This is a genomic window from Amycolatopsis sp. NPDC051716 (genome assembly GCF_040681595.1).
Taxonomy (GTDB): domain Bacteria; phylum Actinomycetota; class Actinomycetes; order Mycobacteriales; family Pseudonocardiaceae; genus Amycolatopsis.
In genome coordinates, this window is sequence record NZ_JBFAZA010000005.1 from 159,150 (window position 1) to 175,067 (window position 15,918).

A 15,918-nucleotide genomic window follows, 5' to 3' on the forward strand; every position below is an offset into this window, starting at 1 on the left:
AAGGTCGGATGCCGGACACCAACGCCCACGGTGACGCCGTCGCGCAGGCGCAGCCCGGGCCGGGAGCCGCTTCCGGGACACCACCCGTCTCCGCCGAAGCCCGCACGGACGAACGCCGCTTCCGCGTCTACACCTTCGCCGTCCTGAGCCTCGGACTCGTCGCCGCGTTCGCGGTCGGCTCGTGGCTGCCGTTCGAGTGGAACGACCGGCTGCTGTGGATCGGGCCCGTGCTCGCGGTCGCCTTCCTGCTCGCCGAACAGCTCGGCATCAACGTCGACGTCCGCAGCGGCATCTCGTGGACGATCTCCTTCACCGAGATCCCGCTCGTCATCGGGTTCTTCATCGCGCCGTTCGAGGTCGTGCTGGCCGCGCACCTGATCGCCGGCATCGGCACGCTGCTCGCCCGCAAGGTCGCCGGGCGCGTCCTCTACAACGCGGGCGCGTTCCTGCTCGAGATCACCGGCGCCTTCGCGGTCGCCGGGCTGGTGAAGTACCTCGTCGGCGCCGGGACCGGCGACAAGATCCCGTGGCTCGCGGCGCTGGCCGGCACCCTGACCGCGCCGCTGGTGAGCACGCTGCTCGCCCTGGCCGCGGTCCGCGTGCTGCGGCGCCGCATGCGGGTCAGCACCGCCGTCCGGCTCACCGGGCGGATCCTGGTCGTCGGCTTCGTCAACGCGTCCGTCGGCCTCTCCGGCTACCTCGTCATCTCCAGCACGCCCCAGGCGTGGCCGCTGGTGCTCGCCGTCTTCCTCGGCCTCACCGCGCTGTACTGGGCGTACTCCGACCTGCTGCGCGAGCAGCGGGACATGGAGGCGCTCTCCGACGTCAGCCTGATGGTGGCCCGCTCGGGACAGCAGGCCGCGGCCCGCCCGGCCAGCCGCGCCGACGAGCTCGTCGGCGGCGTCGACGTCCGCGAATGGGCGACGATCGCCGAGCGCATCAAGGACCAGCTCGCCGCCGGCCGCGTCGTGCTGCGGCTCCGGCTCGAGCCGAAGGACACCATGCGGGTCGTGGTCGCGGGCGACGACCTGCCGGCCGCCGACCCTGCCGCCGACGACCCGCTGCTGCGGCTGCCCGGCGCGCACGTCCGGCACTTCCGGATCACCGAGGCCAACCCCGACGTCCGCGCGGCGCTGCTCGACCGCGGCGCGCAGGAGGCGCTCGTCGTCCCGCTGCGCAGCGCGAACCGGCTGCTCGGCGTCGTCGAGGCGCACGACCGGCTGTCCCGCTGGCGCGGGTTCGGCAAGTACGACGTCCAGCTGCTCGGCACGATGGCCAGCCACCTCGCGACGTCGCTGGACAACCGGCGCCTGCTGGCGACGCTGCGCCACGACGCCTACCACGACCCGCTCACCGGGCACCTCAACCGGCCGGGCTTCCGGCAGGTGGCGAAGGAACCGTTGCGGGACTTCGCCAACGCCGTGGTGCTGCGGATCGACCTCGACGTCTTCTCGACCGTCAGCGACGCGCTCGGCTACGCCTGGGCCGACCGGATGGTCGTCGCGGCCGGCCGCCGCATCCGCGACGCGCTCGGCCCCGACGTCCCGCTCGCCCGGCTCGAAGGCGCGTCCTTCGCGGCCCTGCTCGTCGGCCTCCCGCCGGAGGACGCCCACCGGGCGGCGGAACGGCTGCGCGAAGAGCTGTCGGCGCCGTACCCGGTCGACCGGCTGTCGGTCGAGGCGAACGCGATGATCGGCTACGCGACGACCTCCGCCGAAGAGCCCGGCGACGTGGTCGACATCGAAGGCCTGCTGCAGCGCGCCGACGTCGCCGTCCGCGCGACCAAGGGCGGCGAAGAGGTCCGCGGTTACGTGCCGAGCATGGGCCAGATCTTCCTCCGCCGCTTCCAGATGGTGACGCAGTTCCGGCAGCCCCTCGAGGACGGCCAGGTCAGCGTCCATTACCAGCCGAAGATCACCCTGCCGAACCGGCAGGTGCAGGGCGTCGAGGCGCTGGTCCGCTGGGTGCACCCGGAGTTCGGCCGGCTCGGTCCGGACGAGTTCGTCCCGGCCATCGAAGCGGCCGGTTTGATCGGCGTGCTGACGGGCTTCGTGCTCGGCGAGGCCCTCAAGCGGTGCCGCAAGTGGCTCGACGAGGGCCTGCGGATCTCGGTCGCGGTCAACCTGTCGGTGCGCAACCTCGCCGACGAGGACTTCCCGAACAAGGTGGCCCGCGAGCTGGAGCACTACGGCATCCCGCCGGAGCTGCTGACGTTCGAGCTGACCGAGTCCGGCGTGATGTCCGACCCGCAGAAGGCGCTGCCGATCCTGCGCGAGCTGCACTCCCTGGGCATCACCCTCGCCGTGGACGACTTCGGGACGGGCTACTCGTCGCTGGCCTACCTGCGGCAGCTGCCGGTCGACCAGGTCAAGATCGACAAGAGCTTCGTCCTCGGGATGGGCACCGACCTCGGCGACCTCGCGGTCGTGCGGTCGATCGTCGAGCTCGGGCACTCGCTCGGGCTGACGGTGGTGGCCGAGGGCGTCGAGGAGGACGTGGCCCGCGACCAGCTCGAGGCGATGGGGTGTGACGTCGCCCAGGGCTACCTGATCTCGCGGCCGCTGCCGGAGGACCGGCTGGAGGCGTGGCTTCAGGCCCGCACCGCGCGCTCGCCTGGACGCCACTCCGAGACCGTGTTGACCCTCCTGACCTGAGGTTTTGTGCTAAGGGGACCCCGGTTGCACGGGCGGGTGAAGCCCCTTGCTAATCTTTTCAAGTCCTCGCGAGAGGCCAGGCCCCTTTAGCTCAGTCGGCAGAGCGTCTCCATGGTAAGGAGAAGGTCTACGGTTCGATTCCGTAAAGGGGCTCACGACCTCAGCCGCGTCACGCCTGCGTGTCGCGGCTTGGGTCATGTAAGGGCGGTGTAGCTCAGTTGGCAGAGCAAGCGGCTCATAATCGCTGTGTCGCCGGTTCAAGTCCGGCCACCGCTACGCGGTAACGACGGGGCTGGCCCCCGGGACCTGAGAGAGAAGGAAACGCTGTGGCTGCCACCGACGTGCGACCCAAGATCACGCTGGCGTGCGAAGAGTGCAAGCACCGCAACTACATCACCAAGAAGAACCGGCGCAACAACCCGGATCGCCTGGAGATGAAGAAGTTCTGCCCGAACTGCGGTACGCACCGGACGCACAAGGAAACTCGCTGACGACGTAGCGCGTTCAAACCAGCTCGAAGAAGCCGCCCGGAGTTGCTCCGGGCGGCTTCTCGCTGTTGGTAGCCTCGTCGCCGTGCCCTTGGACCAGTCGTTCACCGGGCGGAGCTATCCGCCGCAGAGCAGTTACGAAGTGAGCCGGGAGAAGATCCGGGAGTTCGCCGACGCGATCGGCGACGCGAACCCGGTCTACCGCGATCCGGAGGCGGCCCGCGAAGCCGGTCACCCGGACGTGATCGCCCCGCCGACCTTCCTCACGATCATCAACCTCGCCTCGATCAACGCGATCGTCGCCGACCCCGAGCTCGGCCTCGACTATTCGCGGATGGTGCACGGCGACCAGGGCTTCACCCACACGCGCCCGGTGTACGCCGGCGACGTGCTCGAGGTGACGACCCACATCGACGCCATCATGACCCGCGCGGGCAACGACTTCATCAACCTGCGCGCCGACGTCACCGACGCCGCGGGCCAGAAGGTCTGCTCCACCCGCGCGCAGCTGGTGGTCCGAGGGGAGACCGCGTGAACACACCTTCTTACGGGGGTCCGGGTGGCGGAGCCCCAGCCCCGTATGTCACCGGCGACGAACTGCCCGCCCTCGAGGTCCGCATCACCCGCGAGCAGCTGGTCCGCTACGCCGGGGCGGCGCTGGACTTCAACCCGATCCACTGGAACGAGAAGTTCGCGAAGGACGTCGGCCTGCCGGACGTGATCGCGCACGGGATGCTGACCATGGCGGTGGCGGGCCGGGTGGTCACGGACTGGCTCGGCGACCCCGCCCGGCTGATCGACTTCAGCGCCCGGTTCACCCGCCCGGTGGTGGTGCCGAACACGCCCGAGGGCGCGCTGGTGGAGATCACCGGCAAGGTCGCGGACGTCAAGGACGACGGCATCGCGCGGATCGACCTCGTGGTGAAGTTCGACGGCAAGACGGTGCTGGGGAAGCCGCAGGCCCTCGTCCGCCGCTGAGCAGGGCTGCAGCTACGGCAGCTTGAGCACCGCCAGCACCGCGTCGGCCATGCCCTGCTCCCCCCGCGCGTTCGGGTGGAGGGGGATGGCCGGCGAGGCGGGCAGCACGCCCTCCACCCAGCGCTTGTCCGACGCCGAACACACGTCGTGGCCCTTGCCGGGGGTGGCCGTGTCCGCGTAGCCCGCCCGGTGCGCGTCCGCCTGGTCCTCCAGCATCTTGTTCAGCTTGCCCAGCGCACCGCGGAAGTACTCGATGTCGCCCGCGCCGAACGGCAGGGACGGCCAGCAGCCGGTGCCGTCCGGGAGCACCGTCGGGTAGCCGACCACCACCACCTTCGCCTTCGGGGCCGTCTTGTGGATCCGGTCGAGGAGCGCGCCGACCTTCGGGGCCGTGGCGTCGATGCGCTCGGCCAGCTGGTCGTGGCCGCCGGCGGTCAGGCGGTCCCGGCACGGTGCGGCGTCCTGGTGCGTCGTCGCGCAGCCCGACGCGTACCCGATGAAGCCGATGTCGTTGCCGCCGATGCCCAGCGTCACCAGCGTCGTCTCCGCCGTCACCGCGTCCAGCTGCGGCGGGTTCGTCCCGTTCCCCGTCTTCTGCGCCTGGCTCAGGTGATCCGTCGTTGCGCCGCTGCAGCTGACGTCGGCGAACTGGGCCGGCTTCAGCTTCGCCGAGACGAGGTGCGGGTAGTTGTCGTCCGAGCGGTCGCAGCCGGCCGGGGTCCCGGCCTGGCGTCCGGTCCGCGGCGAGGACGTGTACGAATCCCCGAGGGCGACGTAGCGGCCGGAGCCACCCCCGGTGTCGACGCCCTCCGGGGGCGCCGACGACGAGCCGTGGTGCCACTTGTAGTACCCGAAGGCCAGGAGCCCGACCACGAGCACGACCACCAGGCAGCCACCGCCACCGCTCTTTTTCGCCACTTCTTCGTTTCTACCGAACCCGCCGCCCCGCCGACCTAGTCAATCCGGGTGATCCGCTGGGCGAGCAGGTCGTTGACCAGACCGGCGCCCGTCTCCGGGTCGTCCACGCTGACCAGCACGGTCCGGCCGTTCTCGAGCGCGAGGGCCAGCGCCGGGCCGCCGCGGACCTTGTACGCCGTGGTGCCGGTGACCGGGTTGAAGCGGAGACCGAGCCCGCCGTCGCCGAACGTCGTGAGCTCGCGCGTGGTCGCTTCGCGGATGGCGGCGAGGGCCAGGTGCCGCCACGGGACGCCCAGGAGGCCGAAGCGGATCGTGACGCCCTTGGCGTCCACGGTCGCCGACAGCCGGTAGGTCAGCGCCGTCACCACCAAGCCGACCAGGGCGATCCACACGCCGGTCTGCCAGGGGAGCCCGGTGGGCAGGAGGGCGATCGCCACCGGGATCAGCGCCAGCGCCCAGAGCATCCCCGGGTTCACCGCGCGACCCGACCAGAACGCGCGCTCCCCGGGCCGGAGACCGATGGTCGGCCGCTGCCCCGAGGTCTGCCGGGCCGGCGCCGGGAGGCCGCCGACGAGGGCCGCCACCACCCCGAGGACCGCCGCGCCCAGCATGAAGGGCACGACGACGACGCCGCTGCGGGCCGCGTGCCAGTCCGGGACGTCGAGGTTCGCCACGAGCACCGAGAGCAGGACCGCGGCCGGCAGGGCGGCGAACCCGGCGCCCACCCCGACGGTCGGGCGCGGCAGCGGCCGGCCGCGGCGCAGCGCGTTGACCGCCGTCGTGGCCAGGAGCAGGACGGCGACGGCGCCGACCCCCAAGGTCAGGCCGGTGAACGCCCCGAGTGCGTTGTGACCGTCCGGCGCGCTGCGCCAGTGCGTCGCGACGGGGTCGGGCAGCCGGTGCGCCCACCCGTTCTCGAGCGCGCCCGCGACGGCGAGCGCGGCGCCGGGCAGCACGGCGGTGGCGAACAGGACCCGGATCAGCTTGGTCATGAGTACTTCTCCTTCAACACCCCGGTGAGTTCGTCCAGGCCGACGCCCGCGCGTTTCGCCTCGCGGACCAGGTCCTCGGCCAGTTCGGCCAGCCGCGCCCGGGAGGACGCGCCGCCGATGACGACGGCGCCCCGGCGTCGCCGCAGGTCGATGAGGCCTTCGTCGCGAAGCAGCGCATACGCCCGCAGCACGGTGTGGACGTTGATCTCGAGGGCCGCGGCCAGTTCCCGGGCCGGTGGCAGCTGCTGCCCGGGCGCCGGGCGGCCGTCGGCGAGGGACCGGCGCAGCGAGGCGGCCACCTGTTCGAAGAGCGGGACGGTGGAGCTCGGATCGATTTGAACGAGCATAGTTCTAACTATAATAGAACAATGAGGCGCTGCGCGAGACCTGCGTCACACGAATGAGGTCAGTCCGCGTTCGTGATCAGCTCGCCGGCGAGGTCCAGCGCGTGGTCGACGTTCTTCGCGACGTAGTGCAGGTCGACGAGCACCTCGGTGATGCCCAGCTCGCGGGCCACGTCGAGGCAGGGGCGGACGTCGGCGGCCGTCTCGACGGCGGTGCCCGCCCGCGGGTTGATCCGCAGCACGCGGCGCAGGGCGTCCGGGTCGCGTCCGGCCTTCCGGGCCGCGTCGAGCGCGACCGACCAGAGGCCGGTCAGGTACTCCTTCGGCATCCAGCCGGCGAGCCAGCCGTCCGCGCGGCGCCCCACCCGGGCCAGCGCCGGCGGCGAGAACCCGCCGAGCAGCACCGGCGGGCGTGGGTCCTGTGCCGGGCGCAGGCCGACCGTCGACGGCGCGATCCGCCACTGCGGGCCTTCGTGCTCCACGGGGTCGCCGGTCCAGAGCGCCTCGAGCGCGTCGAGCAGGTCTTCGAGCCGCCGGCCCCGGCCCGTCCACGGCACCCCGGTGGCGAAGTACTCCTCGCGCAGCCAGCCGAGCCCGAAGCCGACGTCGAGCCGTCCCGAGCTGGCCAGGTCGAGCGAGGTCAGCGCCCGGGCGAGCAGTACCGGGGAATAGACCGGGCCGGTCAGCGCGCTCATCCCCAGGCGGGCCGTGCGGGTCACGGCGGCCGCGGCCGCCAGCGTCGTGAACGGGTCGGCGAAGGTCTCGAACTCCCGGGGGTACGGGTGCTCCGGCGTCCCGCCGCCCGGGTAGAGGTCCGACGGCTCGAGCGGGGTCAGGATCCGGTCGCCCACCCAGAGCGAGGTGAACCCGAGGTCTTCCGCGGCCGTCGCGAAGCGCGCCACGGCGGCGGGGTCGGCGAGGGCGCCGTACTGGGGGAGTGCCAGGCCGAGCCGCATCGGAGCCCCCGCCGGACGGGGGGTGGTCGTCATGGCGGACATCCTGGCATGATCAGGTGGCCGGCGGGGAGTTTCCCGCAGGCCGGCCGGGGTGCGGTGGTCGATCGGGGGGCGCGGTTGCGGCCTCTCGCGAGGCTTGCCGTAGACTTCGGGACTTGGAACGCACTACGGTCATCCCCGCCTGGATGGTGGGGACGATGGAATGCGTCCTCCGGGGCTCCGAGCGATCGGGGCTCCACAGGGGTGTAGCTCAATTGGCAGAGCAGCGGTCTCCAAAACCGCAGGTTGCAGGTTCAAGTCCTGTCACCCCTGCGTAACGGAACTGGTGGAGCGGAGGAGTGGTCGTGAGCGACAGCGACGCCAGCGGCGGCGAGCAGGATCAGGACGGCACCGGGCAGAAGCCCGAGAGCCCGTCCCGTCCCGTCACAGCCGCTGCCCGGCGTGAGCGCCGTGCGACCGCTCGCCCGGCGGGGAAGTCCGCGGCACGTGCGGACGACAAGACCCGTCCGGCCGGGAAGTCGGGGGAGAAGACCGCCCCGGACGCGAAGGGCGCTCCGACTCCGAAGCGGGACCAGAAGCCGAAGAAGGCCTCCGTGTTCGCGCGGCTGGTGCGCTTCATCCGCGAGGTCTGGGCGGAGCTGCGCAAGGTCATCTGGCCCAACCGCAAGCAGATGGTCACCTACACCGTGGTCGTGCTCGCCTTCGTGGTGTTCATGGTGGGCCTCGTGAGCGTGCTCGACCTGGCATTCAAGTGGGGCATCGGCAAGATCTTCGGCTGACGCGCTCCGGCGCGCGCCGATGGGGGCCCAGGTCCCGGCCTTGGCCCGCAATGATCAACTGAGAGGACGGAACGTGACCTCCGACAACGGCACAGCAGCCGGTCACGACCTGACCGAGCTTTCCGACGAGCAGGTGCACGCGGCACTCGGTGACGAGGAGTCCGCACACCTCGAGCCCGTCGACGTGTCGGACTCCGAGGTCGACGACGCCGAATCCGGTGCCGGCGACGCCGCTTCCGCCGGCGAAGGCGCTGACGAAGCCTCGGCCGACGAGGCCGAAGCCGAGCCCGCCGCGGATGACGAGGACCCGGTCGCCAAGCTGCGCTCCGAGCTGCTCGCCGCGCCCGGCGAGTGGTACGTCGTGCACTCCTACGCCGGGTACGAGAACAAGGTGAAGACCAACCTCGAGACCCGGACCCAGACCCTGGACGTCGAGGACTACATCTTCCAGATCGAGGTCCCGACCGAAGAGGTCACCGAGATCAAGAACGGCCAGCGCAAGCAGGTGCAGCGCAAGGTGCTGCCCGGCTACATCCTGGTCCGGATGGACCTGAACGACGCCTCGTGGAGCGCGGTGCGCAACACGCCCGGTGTCACCGGGTTCGTCGGCGCCACCTCGCGGCCGTCGCCGCTGACCGTGGACGAGGTGCTGAAGTTCCTCGCCCCGAAGGTCGAGAGCGAAGCCCCCGCGAAGGCGGGCAAGGGCGAGTCCACCGCGACCGCGGCCCCGCTCGGTGGCCCGGCCGTCGAGGTCGACTTCGAGATCGGCGAATCGGTCACGGTCATGGACGGCCCGTTCGCGACGCTGCCGGCGACGATCTCCGAGGTCAACATCGACGGGCAGAAGCTGAAGGTCCTGGTGTCGATCTTCGGCCGGGAGACCCCGGTCGAGCTGTCGTTCAACCAGGTCTCCAAGATCTGACGGCCGCCCGTTCGGCCGCAGTCCCCGTGTCCACGGCAGGTACGCGGGGAACGTAGTACAGGACAGGAAAAGAAATGCCACCCAAGAAGAAGAAGCTTGCGGCGATCATCAAGCTGCAGATCAAGGCGGGTGCGGCCAACCCCGCGCCGCCGGTCGGCCCCGCGCTGGGTCAGCACGGCGTCAACATCATGGAGTTCTGCAAGGCCTACAACGCCGCGACCGAGTCGCAGCGCGGGGACGTCGTCCCGGTCGAGATCTCCGTGTACGAGGACCGGTCGTTCGACTTCAAGCTGAAGACGCCGCCGGCCGCGCGCCTGCTGCTCAAGGCGGCTGGTGTCGAGAAGGGCTCCGGCGAGCCGCACAAGACCAAGGTCGCCAAGGTCACCTGGGACCAGGTCCGCGAGATCGCCAAGACCAAGGAGACCGACCTCAACGCGCACGACATCGACCAGGCCGCGAAGATCATCGCCGGCACTGCTCGGTCGATGGGCATCACGGTCGTCGACGCCTGACGTTTGCAGCACGCGAGATCGCGCCGGTTTCTGACCGAGCGATTTCGATCGGCCCCCAGGGCCGAGCGAAATCGAGCGGGCAGGAAGCGGCTTGAGGGCGATCTCGCCGCCTCGACGGAGTCGAGGCAGACAACACCGTGGGAGAGCCGCGTGCTGGCTCGTCACCACACTGATCCATATTCGAAGTTAAGGACAGAAGCATGACCAAGCACAGCAAGGCTTACCGCCAGGCTGCGGAGCTCATCGACAAGGCGCGGCTGTACGCGCCGCTCGAGGCTGCGAAGCTGGCGAAGGAGACCTCCAAGACCAAGATGGACGCGACCGTCGAGGTCGCGATGCGTCTCGGTGTGGACCCCCGCAAGGCCGACCAGATGGTCCGCGGCACCGTGAACCTGCCGCACGGCACCGGTAAGACCGCCCGCGTCATCGTCTTCGCCGTCGGCGACAAGGCCGCCGAGGCCGAAGCCGCCGGTGCGGACGCGGTCGGCACCGACGAACTGATCGAGCGCATCCAGGGTGGCTGGCTCGACTTCGACGCCGCGATCGCGACGCCGGACCAGATGGCCAAGGTGGGCCGCATCGCCCGCATCCTCGGCCCGCGTGGCCTGATGCCGAACCCGAAGACCGGCACGGTGACCCCCGCGGTCGAGAAGGCCGTGAAGGACATCAAGGGCGGTAAGATCAACTTCCGCGTCGACAAGCAGGCCAACCTGCACCTGGTGATCGGCAAGGCTTCCTTCGACACCGAGAAGCTGGTCGAGAACTACGCGGCGGCGCTGGACGAGATCCTCCGCGCCAAGCCGTCGTCGGCGAAGGGCCGCTACCTGAAGAAGGTCACCTTCACCACCACGATGGGCCCGGGCATCCCGGTCGACCCGCTGCGGACCCGCAACCTCCTCTCCGAGGAAGCTGCGGTCTGAGTCTGAGATCACCAGAAAGGGCGTCCCCGCTTGCTGCGGGGGCGCCCTTTCTTCGTGTCTTATTGACAGCATGCCGACTTTCGCGTCGTTCGACGGGCTCCGGTTGCACTACACGGTGTGGGAGGGCGACGGCGCCCACCGCCCGGTGCTGCTGCAGCACGGTTTCGCCGCGGACACGAACGCGAACTGGATTTCCACGGGGGCCGTCGCGGCCCTGCGCTCGGCCGGCTTCACGGTGATTTCCCTGGATGCCCGCGGCCACGGCCGTTCCGAGAAGCCGCACGACGAGTCCCGCTACACCGAGGACGCGATGGCGCGGGACGTCTCGGCGCTGCTCGACGAGCTGGCCCTCGACGAGGTCTCGATGGTCGGCTACTCGATGGGCGCGATCATCGCGCTGACGGTGACGGCGGCGGACAAGCGCATCCGCTGCGTCGCCACGGGCGGCGTGGGCTCGGGCATCGTCGACTTCGGCGGCGTGGACCTGCGGGTGGTCAAGCCGGCGGACATCGCTTCGGCGCTGCTGGCGGAGGACCCGTCCTTGGTGCCGCCATCGGGGGTGCCGTTCCGCCTGCTGGCCGACGCGGTGGGCGGCGATCGCCGAGCGCTGGCGGCGGTGGCTTCGGCGTCACGGGAGGGGCGCCTGAACCTCTCGGCGATCGGGGTGCCGACCTTGGTCCTGGCGGGAGAGCAGGACCAGCTGGCCGCCGAGCCGGAGCGCCTGGCGGCGGCGATCGCGGGAGCAAGACTGGTCCGCATCCCGGGCGACCATATGACGGCGGTGATGTCACCGGCGTTCGCGGAGGCCCTGGTGTCTTTCCTGTCGGCTCCGCAACCGCGCTAGCGGCTGGTCGGCGTCGCGGTCGGAGCGCTGCTGCACTTCGCCGGCCCGATCTCGTGGCCCGTGATGAGCCACTGTCCCTTTTCGACCTTCGACACCGTGAACACACCCAGTGCCGGACCACCCGTGACGGGGAAGGTGCACGAATCGATCGTCACGGTGTCGCCGGGCAGGGGCGCCGAGACGCTGGACGGCAGGGATTCGGCGTAGTCGTTCTTGTTCGTCACCTGGGTGGCGAGGAATTCGATGGCCTTCTTGCAGTCGGTCTGGGCGGCGTTCTGGCGGAACGTCTGGGCGATGTCCTGCGCGAACCGGGTCTGGATGTCGAGCTGGCCCTCGTTCCGGAACCGGCCGCAGGCGTCGTCGACCCGGCCCTGGGCGACGTTGTGGTAGACCATCCGCACCGCCTCGTACGGATTCGTCGAGAACACGTGGTTCGTGTGGTACGTCCCGCCGCCTTCCTGCGCGAGCTGGGCGGAGGTCTTGCCCGCGTCGTTGGGGAAGAAGTGGTTGTACAGCCACGTGCCGGCGACCGCGAGCAGGATGAAGGCCAGCACCCAGGCCAGGACCTTCTTGCCGAGCCAGGTGACCCACTTCGGCGCGCGGCGGCGCTCGACCGGGATCAGCTGATAGTCCGGCGGGATCACGGGTGGCCGGCCACCTTGCTGCGGAACCGGCTGGGACGGCGGCGCCTGGACGACGCCCGTGTCGGGCGCGGGGGCCGGCTGGTTGCCCTGCTGGGCCTGGCTGAAGCGCAGGTAGTCCTGGAACTGCTGGAACTGGCGGAACTGCTCCACCTCCGCGGGGTCCACCGGCGGCTGCGCGCCCGCGCCGGACGGCTGGGGGAGCGGCGGCCGGCCTTGTCCCGCGGTGGGCGCGTTGGAGCCCGCGGGTTCGATCTCCGAGCCCGGCTTTCCGTCATCGCGCTGCTCCGCCACGTCACCATGATGCCCTCCAAGCGACCGCAGGGAACCCCCAGGCGTCCTAAACGCAGGTCAGCGCGGGGGGTGCGCACACCCCTCCGAACCCATCACGTACACTTGACCTCGGTTCTACCGAAGACCGCTGGTTTTCCCCGCCCAACACGGGGAACGAAGGTCCCGCACTCGCCGGGCGGCCCGCGCAGGAGGAACGAGGCTCCGGCATTGTGCCGGAATGACGCCCCGCGCCTGTCTGCGCGAGGGCGTTTCGTCGTTTCGGGGCTCCTCGAACGCCAGTGGAAACACTAGCCAAGAGAGGAGGCGACCATGGCGAAGCCCGACAAGGTGGCGGCCGTCGCCGAGATCGCGGAGAGCTTCCGCACCAGCTCGGCCACCGTCGTTACCCAGTACACCGGCCTCTCCGTGTCCCAGCTGTCCCAGCTGCGCCGCGCTCTCGGCACCAGTGCCAAGTACCGGGTCGCGAAGAACACCCTCGTCAAGCGTGCCGCCGAGGACGCTGGCGTCCAGGGGCTCGAGGACCTGTTCGTCGGCGCGACCGCCATCGCCTTCGTCGAGGGTGAAGCGGTCGACGCCGCCAAGGCGCTTCGCGACTTCGCGAAGGACAACAACGCGCTTGTGATCAAGGGCGGCTACATGGACGGCCGTGCGCTGTCCGTGGACGAGATCAACCGGATCGCCGATCTCGACAGCCGTGAGGTCCTGCTCGCCAAGGCGGCGGGCGCGTTCAAGGCGAAGCTGTCCCAGGCCGCCGCGCTGTTCCAGGCGCCGGCGTCCCAGGTCGCCCGCCTGGCTGCCGCGCTGGAGGAGAAGCAGCGCAACGCCGCCGGTACCGAAGCAGCCGAAGCACCCGCCGAGAGCTGATCTACCCCCACCCCGAACGTCTAGTTCGTTTTTCTGAGAGGAAGCCATCATGGCGAAGCTGAGCACCACCGAGCTGATCGACGCCTTCAAGGAGCTGACCCTCCTCGAGCTGTCCGAGTTCGTGAAGGAATTCGAAGAGGTCTTCGACGTGACCGCCGCCGCGCCGGTCGCCGTCGCCGCCGGCCCGGCCGCCGCCGCTGCCGCCCCGGTCGAGGAGCAGGACGAGTTCGACGTCGTCCTCGAGGGCGCCGGTGACAAGAAGATCCAGGTCATCAAGGTCGTCCGCGAGGTCGTCTCGGGCCTGGGCCTGAAGGAGGCCAAGGAGCTGGTCGAGGCCGCTCCCAAGGCCCTCCTCGAGAAGGTCGACAAGGAGGCCGCCGAGGCCGCCAAGGAGAAGCTCGAGGCTGCGGGCGCCAAGATCTCCATCAAGTGATTCCGGGCGCGCAAGCGCCTCTGCACCACCTCGAGAAAGGGGCGGGCATCCACTGCGGATGCCCGCCCCTTTCCGCGTCTACGACTTCCTGAGCTGCGAGCCCGCCGCAACCCCTAGGAGCGGTGTCCGGATCGCCCCGGGGTCCCTAAATCGTGGATCGGGGGCCGCCCGGACCTGCGCCATTGCCCCGTTTGGGCTACCGTGCTGCCAGTTGGCGATCACGGCGGGGTGACGATGAACCCGGGGCTGGCCAGAAAAGAAAACTGGTGAGTAACCTGTTCGCACTCAGCTCGTTGCACCTGGTTGACGCGGGTTCGTGGGCGCCACGGGCCCACACTCGCCGCCGGCGTGGGTGGCAGGGTGTGGCAGCGGGCGCAATGACGCGGAACAGCTCCTGGAGGTGCGATGGGTGCCGAGGTGGTCATCGAAGGTCTGACGAAGTCCTTCGGTAAGCAGGCCATCTGGCGGGACGTCACGTTGACGCTCCCCCCGGGCGAAGTGTCGGCCATGCTCGGCCCATCGGGGACCGGCAAGTCGGTCTTCCTGAAGTCGATGATCGGGCTGCTCAAGCCCGACCGCGGCCGCTGCATGATCAACGGGGTGGACATCGTCACCTGCTCCGAGCACAAGCTGTACGAGATCCGGAAGCTCTTCGGTGTCCTCTTCCAGGACGGCGCGCTGTTCGGCTCGATGAACCTCTACGACAACGTCGCCTTCCCGCTGCGCGAGCACACGAAGAAGTCCGAGACGGAAATCCGCCGGATCGTGCTCGAAAAGCTCGACATGACCGGTCTGAACGGCGCCGACAAGAAGCTGCCGGGCGAGATCTCCGGCGGGATGCGCAAGCGCGCCGGCCTGGCCCGCGCGCTGGTGCTCGACCCGGAGATCATCCTGGTCGACGAGCCGGACTCGGGCCTCGACCCGGTCCGCACCACCTACATCTCGCAGCTGTTCCTCGACGTCAACGCGCAGATCGACGCGACGTTCCTGATCGTCACCCACAACATCAACCTGGCCCGCACGGTGCCGGACAACCTGGGCATGCTCTTCCGCAAGGAACTGGTCATGTTCGGCCCGCGCGAGGTGCTGCTGACCAGCGAAGAGCCGGTCGTCAAGCAGTTCCTCAACGGCAAGATGCAGGGCCCGATCGGCATGTCCGAGGAAAAGGACAGCGCCCAGATGGCCGCCGAGCAGGCGATGTTCGAAGCCGGCCACCACGCGGGCGGGGTCGAGGACGTCTCCGGCGTGCCGCCGCAGATGCAGCCGACGCCGGGCGTGCCCACCCGGATGGGTGCCGTCCGCCGCAAGGACCGGGTCATGGAGATCATGCACCGGCTGCCGCCGGCCGCGCAGGAAAGCATCATCGAGTCGCTGAGCCCGGAAGAGCAGCGCCACTACGGCGTGCGCCCGCACCGCGGGCAGCCGCAGCAGGTCGGCGCGCGCCCGCAGGGTGACGGCGGTGTCCCGAACCAGCACCACGGGCAGCTGCCCGCCGAACAGGTGGCACGCATCCCGGGCGGCGGCCAGCCGCCGAGAACCGGCACGCACCGAATGCCACCGAACAACGGGCCAGGTGGCCGGTGAGCTCTCCCGCAACACAGGCGAAGATTCCCGGGATCGGCATGCTCCGCGAGACCGGGAACCTGTTCGCTCTCGGCCTGGACATCGTCCGCGGCCTGTTCCAGCGCCCGTTCCAGCTGCGGGAGTTCATCCAGCAGTCGTGGTTCATCGCGAGCGTGACGATCCTGCCGACGGCCCTGGTGGCCATCCCGTTCGGCGCCGTCATCTCGCTGCAGTTCGGGTCGCTCGCCCGCCAGCTGGGCGCGCAGTCCTACACCGGCGCGGGCTCCGTGCTCGCCACCGTGCAGCAGGCCAGTCCGCTGGTCACCGCGCTGCTGGTGGCGGGCGCGGGCGGCTCCGCCGTCTGCGCCGACATCGGCGCGCGGACCATCCGCGAAGAGATCGCCGCCATGGAGGTGCTCGGCGTCTCCGCGGTCCAGCGGCTGATCGTGCCGCGCACCCTGGCCATGATGCTGGTCGCCCTCCTGCTCAACGGCATGGTCAGCGTCATCGGCGTGCTCGGCGGCTACTTCTTCAACGTCGTGCTGCAGGGCGGGACGCCGGGTGCCTACCTGGCCAGCTTCTCCGCCCTCGCGCAGCTGCCCGACCTCTGGGTCGGTGAGCTCAAGGCGCTGATCTTCGGGTTCATCGCCGCCGTCGTCGCGTCCTACCGGGGCTTGAACCCCTCCGGCGGCCCGAAGGGCGTCGGGGACGCGGTGAACCAGTCGGTGGTCATCACGTTCCTGCTGCTGTTCGTCGTGAACTTCGTGATCACCCTGATCTACCTGCAGATCGTGCCCGGAAAGCTGGACTAGCGCT

At 70.1% G+C, this 15,918-nt stretch carries 18 protein-coding genes and 3 tRNA genes; 16 read left to right on the top strand and 5 right to left on the bottom strand.

Annotated features, from left to right (window positions below; all coding sequences use genetic code 11):
- The first annotated feature begins 8 nt into the window (after positions 1-8).
- From AB0M30_RS08535 to AB0M30_RS08560, 6 genes are all read left to right on the top strand, one after another.
- Entirely contained in the window at positions 9-2,654 is a 2,646-nt protein-coding gene (locus tag AB0M30_RS08535; RefSeq protein ID WP_364581579.1) for an EAL domain-containing protein, read from the top strand.
- Positions 2,655-2,734: 80 nt separating this feature from the next.
- Positions 2,735-2,807, top strand: a tRNA-Thr gene (locus tag AB0M30_RS08540).
- A 50-nt stretch (positions 2,808-2,857) separates the two neighbouring features.
- A tRNA-Met gene (locus AB0M30_RS08545) sits at positions 2,858-2,930 on the top strand.
- 50 nt (positions 2,931-2,980) lie between these two features.
- The gene (gene rpmG / locus AB0M30_RS08550; RefSeq protein WP_005152047.1) at positions 2,981-3,145 is read left to right on the top strand and encodes a 50S ribosomal protein L33; all 165 of its coding nucleotides are present in this window, start codon (positions 2,981-2,983) and stop codon (positions 3,143-3,145) included.
- Positions 3,146-3,227: 82 nt separating this feature from the next.
- A complete protein-coding gene (locus AB0M30_RS08555) occupies positions 3,228-3,677 on the top strand; it encodes a MaoC family dehydratase N-terminal domain-containing protein (protein WP_364581581.1) in 450 nt (149 codons plus the stop codon).
- Positions 3,674-4,120 (top strand): MaoC family dehydratase, encoded by a 447-nt coding sequence (locus AB0M30_RS08560; RefSeq protein WP_364581583.1) that lies wholly within the window; start codon positions 3,674-3,676, stop codon positions 4,118-4,120. The genes AB0M30_RS08555 and AB0M30_RS08560 overlap by 4 nt, the downstream gene beginning before the upstream one ends.
- Positions 4,121-4,132: 12 nt before the next feature.
- On the opposite strand, the gene AB0M30_RS08565 is transcribed toward AB0M30_RS08560, so the two are convergent.
- Genes AB0M30_RS08565 through AB0M30_RS08580 form a run of 4 tightly spaced genes read right to left on the bottom strand, consistent with a single transcriptional unit; the run spans position 4,133 to position 7,363 of the window.
- On the bottom strand, positions 4,133-5,038 hold the full coding sequence (locus tag AB0M30_RS08565) for an SGNH/GDSL hydrolase family protein (protein WP_364581585.1): 906 nt from the start codon (positions 5,036-5,038) through the stop codon (positions 4,133-4,135).
- Between the two features lie 35 nt (positions 5,039-5,073).
- The gene (locus AB0M30_RS08570) at positions 5,074-6,030 is read right to left on the bottom strand and encodes a hypothetical protein (protein ID WP_364581588.1); all 957 of its coding nucleotides are present in this window, start codon (positions 6,028-6,030) and stop codon (positions 5,074-5,076) included.
- Positions 6,027-6,377 carry a GntR family transcriptional regulator gene (locus tag AB0M30_RS08575; RefSeq protein WP_103342377.1) on the bottom strand — a complete coding sequence of 117 codons (351 nt, stop codon included), beginning with the start codon at positions 6,375-6,377 and terminating at the stop codon, positions 6,027-6,029. The genes AB0M30_RS08570 and AB0M30_RS08575 overlap by 4 nt, the downstream gene beginning before the upstream one ends.
- Positions 6,378-6,436: 59 nt before the next feature.
- Entirely contained in the window at positions 6,437-7,363 is a 927-nt protein-coding gene (locus tag AB0M30_RS08580) for a TIGR03619 family F420-dependent LLM class oxidoreductase (RefSeq protein ID WP_364581591.1), read from the bottom strand.
- 206 nt (positions 7,364-7,569) lie between these two features.
- Here AB0M30_RS08580 and AB0M30_RS08585 point away from each other — a divergent pair.
- The 6 genes from AB0M30_RS08585 (at position 7,570) to AB0M30_RS08610 (ending at position 11,307) form a co-directional block, all read left to right on the top strand.
- Positions 7,570-7,642: transfer RNA gene (locus AB0M30_RS08585), tRNA-Trp, on the top strand.
- Positions 7,643-7,668: 26 nt separating this feature from the next.
- Positions 7,669-8,109, top strand: coding sequence for a preprotein translocase subunit SecE (gene secE / locus AB0M30_RS08590; protein WP_103342379.1), 441 nt, complete (start codon positions 7,669-7,671; stop codon positions 8,107-8,109).
- Positions 8,110-8,182: 73 nt separating this feature from the next.
- Positions 8,183-9,031 carry a transcription termination/antitermination protein NusG gene (gene nusG, locus AB0M30_RS08595; RefSeq protein WP_364581593.1) on the top strand — a complete coding sequence of 283 codons (849 nt, stop codon included), beginning with the start codon at positions 8,183-8,185 and terminating at the stop codon, positions 9,029-9,031.
- A 74-nt stretch (positions 9,032-9,105) separates the two neighbouring features.
- On the top strand, positions 9,106-9,543 hold the full coding sequence (gene rplK / locus AB0M30_RS08600) for a 50S ribosomal protein L11 (RefSeq protein WP_003079266.1): 438 nt from the start codon (positions 9,106-9,108) through the stop codon (positions 9,541-9,543).
- A 200-nt stretch (positions 9,544-9,743) separates the two neighbouring features.
- Entirely contained in the window at positions 9,744-10,463 is a 720-nt protein-coding gene (rplA, locus tag AB0M30_RS08605; protein WP_086842353.1) for a 50S ribosomal protein L1, read from the top strand.
- Positions 10,464-10,533: 70 nt separating this feature from the next.
- Positions 10,534-11,307, top strand: coding sequence for an alpha/beta hydrolase (locus AB0M30_RS08610; protein WP_364581595.1), 774 nt, complete (start codon positions 10,534-10,536; stop codon positions 11,305-11,307).
- Here the strand turns inward: AB0M30_RS08610 and AB0M30_RS08615 are convergent.
- Positions 11,304-12,242 (bottom strand): hypothetical protein, encoded by a 939-nt coding sequence (locus AB0M30_RS08615; RefSeq protein ID WP_364581598.1) that lies wholly within the window; start codon positions 12,240-12,242, stop codon positions 11,304-11,306. The genes AB0M30_RS08610 and AB0M30_RS08615 overlap by 4 nt on opposite strands.
- Before the next feature lie 309 nt (positions 12,243-12,551).
- On the opposite strand from AB0M30_RS08615, the gene rplJ reads away from it, so the two are divergent.
- From rplJ to AB0M30_RS08635, 4 genes are all read left to right on the top strand, one after another.
- The gene (rplJ, locus tag AB0M30_RS08620; protein ID WP_103342383.1) at positions 12,552-13,106 is read left to right on the top strand and encodes a 50S ribosomal protein L10; all 555 of its coding nucleotides are present in this window, start codon (positions 12,552-12,554) and stop codon (positions 13,104-13,106) included.
- A gap of 49 nt (positions 13,107-13,155) precedes the next feature.
- Positions 13,156-13,539, top strand: a complete 384-nt coding sequence (rplL, locus tag AB0M30_RS08625) for a 50S ribosomal protein L7/L12 (RefSeq protein WP_103342384.1) — start codon at positions 13,156-13,158, stop codon at positions 13,537-13,539.
- A gap of 405 nt (positions 13,540-13,944) precedes the next feature.
- Complete coding sequence (locus AB0M30_RS08630) at positions 13,945-15,123, top strand: ABC transporter ATP-binding protein (protein WP_103342385.1); 1,179 nt, start codon at positions 13,945-13,947, stop codon at positions 15,121-15,123.
- A 38-nt stretch (positions 15,124-15,161) separates the two neighbouring features.
- Entirely contained in the window at positions 15,162-15,914 is a 753-nt protein-coding gene (locus AB0M30_RS08635) for an ABC transporter permease (RefSeq protein ID WP_013222532.1), read from the top strand.
- The last annotated feature ends 4 nt before the right edge of the window (positions 15,915-15,918 follow it).